6 protein-coding genes are annotated in these 4,944 nt (G+C 58.3%); 4 read left to right on the top strand and 2 right to left on the bottom strand.

Going from position 1 to position 4,944, the window contains the following annotated elements:
- Window positions 1-90 precede the first annotated feature (90 nt).
- On the top strand, window positions 91-975 hold the full coding sequence (locus tag L0H65_RS14520; protein WP_301459764.1) for a recombinase family protein: 885 nt from the start codon (window positions 91-93) through the stop codon (window positions 973-975).
- A 19-nt stretch (window positions 976-994) separates the two neighbouring features.
- On the opposite strand, the gene L0H65_RS14525 is transcribed toward L0H65_RS14520, so the two are convergent.
- Both L0H65_RS14525 and L0H65_RS14530 read right to left on the bottom strand, forming a co-directional pair.
- Window positions 995-1,390 (bottom strand): PIN domain-containing protein, encoded by a 396-nt coding sequence (locus L0H65_RS14525; protein WP_301459765.1) that lies wholly within the window; start codon window positions 1,388-1,390, stop codon window positions 995-997.
- Entirely contained in the window at window positions 1,380-1,607 is a 228-nt protein-coding gene (locus L0H65_RS14530; protein WP_301459766.1) for an AbrB/MazE/SpoVT family DNA-binding domain-containing protein, read from the bottom strand. The genes L0H65_RS14525 and L0H65_RS14530 overlap by 11 nt, the downstream gene beginning before the upstream one ends.
- A gap of 216 nt (window positions 1,608-1,823) precedes the next feature.
- On the opposite strand from L0H65_RS14530, the gene repA reads away from it, so the two are divergent.
- From repA to repC, 3 genes are all read left to right on the top strand, one after another.
- Window positions 1,824-3,008 (top strand): plasmid partitioning protein RepA, encoded by a 1,185-nt coding sequence (gene repA / locus L0H65_RS14535; protein ID WP_301459767.1) that lies wholly within the window; start codon window positions 1,824-1,826, stop codon window positions 3,006-3,008.
- On the top strand, window positions 3,008-4,006 hold the full coding sequence (repB, locus tag L0H65_RS14540) for a plasmid partitioning protein RepB (protein ID WP_301459768.1): 999 nt from the start codon (window positions 3,008-3,010) through the stop codon (window positions 4,004-4,006). Before repA ends, repB begins: the two co-directional genes overlap by 1 nt.
- Window positions 4,007-4,188: 182 nt before the next feature.
- The coding region (gene repC / locus L0H65_RS14545; RefSeq protein ID WP_301459769.1) for a plasmid replication protein RepC at window positions 4,189-4,944 on the top strand (756 nt) is incomplete at its 3' end.

Below are 4,944 nucleotides of genomic sequence, written 5' to 3' on the forward strand. Positions count from 1 at the left end.
TCGCTGACCTCAGCAATAGAGAGCGCCCTTGCATCCGTTTACAAACGGTCGTTTAGTAGTGATGAGTGAAATTGCAAAAGGCCTGTTTTGATGCCCCTGATCGGCTACGCTCGCGTTTCGACCGAGGATCAGACCCCCCTGCCCCAGTCGCAGGCTCTGAAATCCGCAGGCTGTGCCGAGATCCACGAAGAACAAGCCTCGGGCGGCAATCGCGCACGCCCGGTGCTGGCCCGCGTGTTGGAGAGGGTTGGCAAGGGTGACACTCTGGTCGTGGTGCGGATCGACCGGCTAGCGCGATCGCTGTCGCATCTGCTGGAGTTGATCGAGCGGTTGGAGGCAAAGGGCGCGTTCTTTCGTTCCATTCAAGACCCGATCGACACTGCCTCACCGCAGGGCAAGTTCACGCTGCAGGTATTGGGCGCTGCGGCCGAGTTCGAGCGCGCCCTGATCCGGGAGCGCACCAAAGCTGGCCTCGCCAGCGCGCGCACCGAAGGGCGCGTTGGCGGAAACCCTGGGCTGCGGGCCAAAGACCCTGCAGCGTTGCGCAAGGTGCGGCTCGCGCGACAGGGCGGCTACATGGAGCGCCTGAACGAGACGGCGCAAGGCTGGGTGCCGCATGTCCGCCGCTTGCGACCCGATATGGCCTGGGAAGATGTGCTGCTGATCATCAATGGCCCCCTGCCCGAGGCGCGGCGCTGGACGCAAAGCCGCCTCCTTCGTGCTGTGAATGCTTTTGTCCGTGACGGTTTCCTTCCGAAAACCGTGCTCGGCCGCGCCGGACGTCGGGAGACCGGCGACCGACTGCCCGCCATCATCGCCGCGATCAAAGGCGCGGATCCCGAAATCACGCTGCAGGCCATCTGCGTCCGACTGGAGGCGATGCGCGAGCGTACGCCCCGCGGTAGGACAAGTTGGCAGCCGTCATCGGTGAAGATGCTGCTCGAGCGGGCCGAGAAGCTTGGGTTGTTTGTGTAAGAGCGCGGCTGAGAGCATTTCAGGCGAAGGGGTTCACGATACGAAGTTGACCTTCAACAAGCAGGCCATCCTGCATGTCTTCGCTCCACAGCGTCGTGCAGCCGGCGATCATTGCCGCGGCAACGATCATAGAGTCATAGACCGCAAAGCCATACCGTTCAGCAAGGGCACGGCCAATCTCATGCGTCCGCAGCGTGAGATCTTCAATCGGACAGAGCGCTTGGACGCCAGCCAGAAATGCGTTGGCTTCTTCCCAGCTAAGCCCGGCCTTGCGGCGACAGTTCACTAAGGCCTCGTTAAGCACCTGCACGCTTATGCGTGGCCCCTGCCCCAAAATTTCCTCGGCACGATCCGCTTTCGGCCCGTCATCCAAGAGGTAGAGGATCACGTTAGTGTCGGCAAACTCAGCGTTCATGCGCGTCGTCACGGCTCAGGCGTTGGGCTGCAGGCAGCTTGCCTCTGAAGCGGCGCAGACCTTCGAGCACCTCGCCGGCGCGGGGCTGGCGCCGCACCTTCACCGCGCCGTCGTCCTTTACCAGGTCGATCTGGTCACCTTCCCTAAGACCAAGCTCGCGGACAAGTTCCGCGGGCAAGCGGACCGCTAAGGAGTTGCCCCACTTTGCAACGTTCATCATAACCTCCAAAGGAAAGGATATCGTTATAGTAATGTATATCATACTGATTATGGAGACAAGGTCCGCCGATCACAGCAGCGGCTCTAGTGTTTTGTGGTCGCTTAGCTACCAAATCTAGAAAGAGCTTGCGCGAATCTAACCACTCCGGCAATAGTCACGGAAAAGGGCGACTAAACGCCGAAAACCGTGAACACGGCATGAGTGCGAGGGCAAATGAGCAGGACCGAGACACCAGAAGATCTGAATGCAGTCATTCGACAGCATTCTGAGCTCCTCGCTGCCCAACTTCATTCCCAAAGGGAGAGCCTTTTCCCACCGGATGCGTCGAAGTCTATGCGGAAGTTCACCTCTGGTGAAGCAGCTGCTTTGCTTGGGATCAATGATTCCTATCTCAGAAAGCTTCACCTGGATGGCAAAGGCCCTTCGCCTGAAGTCTCGTCAGGGAACCGGCGGCACTACTCGGCCGAAGACATTCAGAATTTGCGGATATTGCTAGAAAAAACTGCGCGTAAGCCCGGCGATTACCTACCAGGTCGGCGTGAAGGCGATCATCTCCAGATCATTGGCGTGATGAATTTCAAAGGTGGCTCGGGAAAGACCACATCGTCGGCACATTTGGCCCAGCGTCTTGCCCTCACCGGCTACCGGGTTCTTGCCATTGACCTTGACCCACAGGCCTCGTTGACCGCTCTGCATGGCGTTCAGCCCGAGTTTGACTTGTTGGATGGTGGAACGCTCTACGATGCGATCCGTTATGAGGATCCGGTGCCGATCACGGATGTCATTCGCAAGACTTATATCCCCAACCTCGACCTGATTCCGGGCAATCTTGAGCTCATGGAATTCGAGCACGAGACTCCTCGGGCGCTTGCCCGGGGTAATGCCGGCTTGTTTTTCTTCCGCGTGAAGGAGACCTTGGCTCAGGTTGATGAACGGTATGATGTCGTCGTGATCGACTGCCCACCGCAGCTTGGATTTCTGACAATGTCTGCCCTGTCGGCCGCGACGGGTGTTCTGGTGACGATCCATCCCGAAATGCTCGATGTCATGTCGATGAGCCAGTTCCTGCGTATGACAGCCGACCTGATGGATGTCATCGCCGATAGTGGTGCCGACATGTCGCATGACTGGATGCGCTATATGCTGACCCGCTACGAGCCAACAGACTCTCCGCAGAACCGCATTGTTGCGTTTTTGCGGACCATGTACGGGGACAAGGTCCTCAATGCGCCAATGCTTAAGTCGACAGCAATCTCCGACGCGGGCCTGACCAAGCAGACCCTGTATGAAGTTGAGCGGAGCGCATTCACGCGAACCACCTATGACCGGGCCATTGAGAGTTTGAACGCTGTAAACGACGAAATCGCGCAGCTTATTCAGAAGACCTGGGGGCGCTGATGACGGATAGCAAAAAGAAGCGGATGTCTATGCTCGACAGTCTTGCGACGGCGGGTACACCGCCCGCACCAAGTAGCATGATGTCGAGTAACCGGGCGCTGCGCTCGGCGCGAGATGCCGTCGATGCACATCATGTCTGGGAACTTGATCCAAGCGAAATCGAAGACGAACGATTTTCCGACAGGCTGGATCCGGAAGACGTCCACGATCTTCGTGCGTTGATTGAGTTGAATGGACAGACAGTTCCGATCTTGGTCAGGCGCCACCCAACGGAGACTAACCGATATCTCCTAGTCTACGGCCGCAGGCGCCTTGAAGCTATCCGCGGCTCTGACAAGTTAAGCAAGGTAAGGGCGCTTATCGCAAATCTTGACGATACAGCGGCTGTTCGTGCCCAAGTGTCAGAGAACACCGGCAGGCGCGACCTCAGCTTCATTGAGCGGGCCCTATTCGCTCGGGAGTTGCTCGATAGCGGTTTTGGATCCCAGGCGCAGATTGCCGAGGTGCTGAACGTTACCCGTTCAGCGATTTCGATGTCGATGTCGATTGCAAAGGCTGTCGGCGCGGACTTGGCCCATGCGATCGGACCAGCGCATGGCGTCGGCCGACCTAGGTGGGAGGCTCTTGTAAAGTACCTTGCGGAGGGCGATGGCAACCAACAAGAGCTTTGCAAGATTGCTCTGAATGTCCGCAGCAAAGCAACTGAAACTCGGCAATCTGACGACTCTGAAGAGGCTCAATCCGACCCATCAGTGTCTGCCTTTGAAGCTGTGACGCGGCATCTCAAGAAGAGTGGCGGCCAGACTCGCGCGCCAAAGTCTCGCTCAAAGGCAACATCGCTTGTGATTGACGGCGTTCCTGCTGGCAGCATCAAGAGGTCAAGCCACGGGGTCCGCCTGGACCTTACAAATGTGGACGGTTCCTTTGCAGTTTGGCTCGAAGGCCAAGCGCAGGTTGTCCTTCAAGAGCTTCACGCGCGCTGGAAGCGCGAGACGTGAGGAGAGGCAGAGCAGCAATGAAAAGGAGGCACGGCACAGGCTAAAGAAAAGGTCCCGTAAAGCTTGCGCTCCACGAGACCCAAACTTTGATCTTCGCACTTTCAAGGTAATGGGCCAGCGCACTAACCGCAAGTCATATGTGATTCGCGGAGCGGTTTTTCTATGCCTTCGTGAATGAAATCATGGAATACACACCAATTTCGCCGTTTATGCGGCCGATCTCGCACGCGCATCTGCGCGTGATCGAAAAGCCAGACACATCAGTTCCGGGCAAGGCGGTCAACAAATGGGAGGTTCTTCGGGAGTTGTCCAAAGCGCAGGCCGCCTTTGGCGTCTCTGAACGCGATCTGACAGTGGTTCAGGGGCTACTCAGCTTCTTCCCGGCTGACATGCTGGGCGGGAACGCAGATATGGTCGTCTTCCCGTCCAATAAGGCCATCTGCGAGCGGCTTAACGGAATGCCATGCTCGACGATGCGGCGCCACCTAGCCCGGCTGGTTGAAGCAGGCCTGCTGGTGCGTCGCGACAGCCCGAACGGCAAGCGCTATGTGCGCAAGTATGGTGAGGAGCGCATAGCCTTTGGCTTTGACCTTTCCCCGCTCTACTGCCGTGCAGAGGAGATCGCCCGCGCCGCAGAAGCCGTGCGTGAGGCAGAAGACCGCGTCAGGCGGCTCAGGGAGGTTGTCAGCCTCATGCGGCGCGACCTCGCGGCCTTGGCTGAGTTCGGTGAGGAGATGCAGCCAGGTCTTGGCCTGTGGGATCAGTTGCGCGACACGGCCGCCCGGACGGCCCGCGCGCTGCGTCGGAAGCTGACCCTTGATGATCTTGGCCAACACCGCGCTACGCTCGAAGCCCTTCTCGACCGCGCTAGAGACGTCATTGATGGTCCTGATACAGAAGAAATGGACAGCAATGATGCCCAGTATGAGCGTCACCAT

Source organism: Pseudorhodobacter sp., from assembly GCF_030452865.1.
Taxonomy (GTDB): domain Bacteria; phylum Pseudomonadota; class Alphaproteobacteria; order Rhodobacterales; family Rhodobacteraceae; genus Pseudorhodobacter.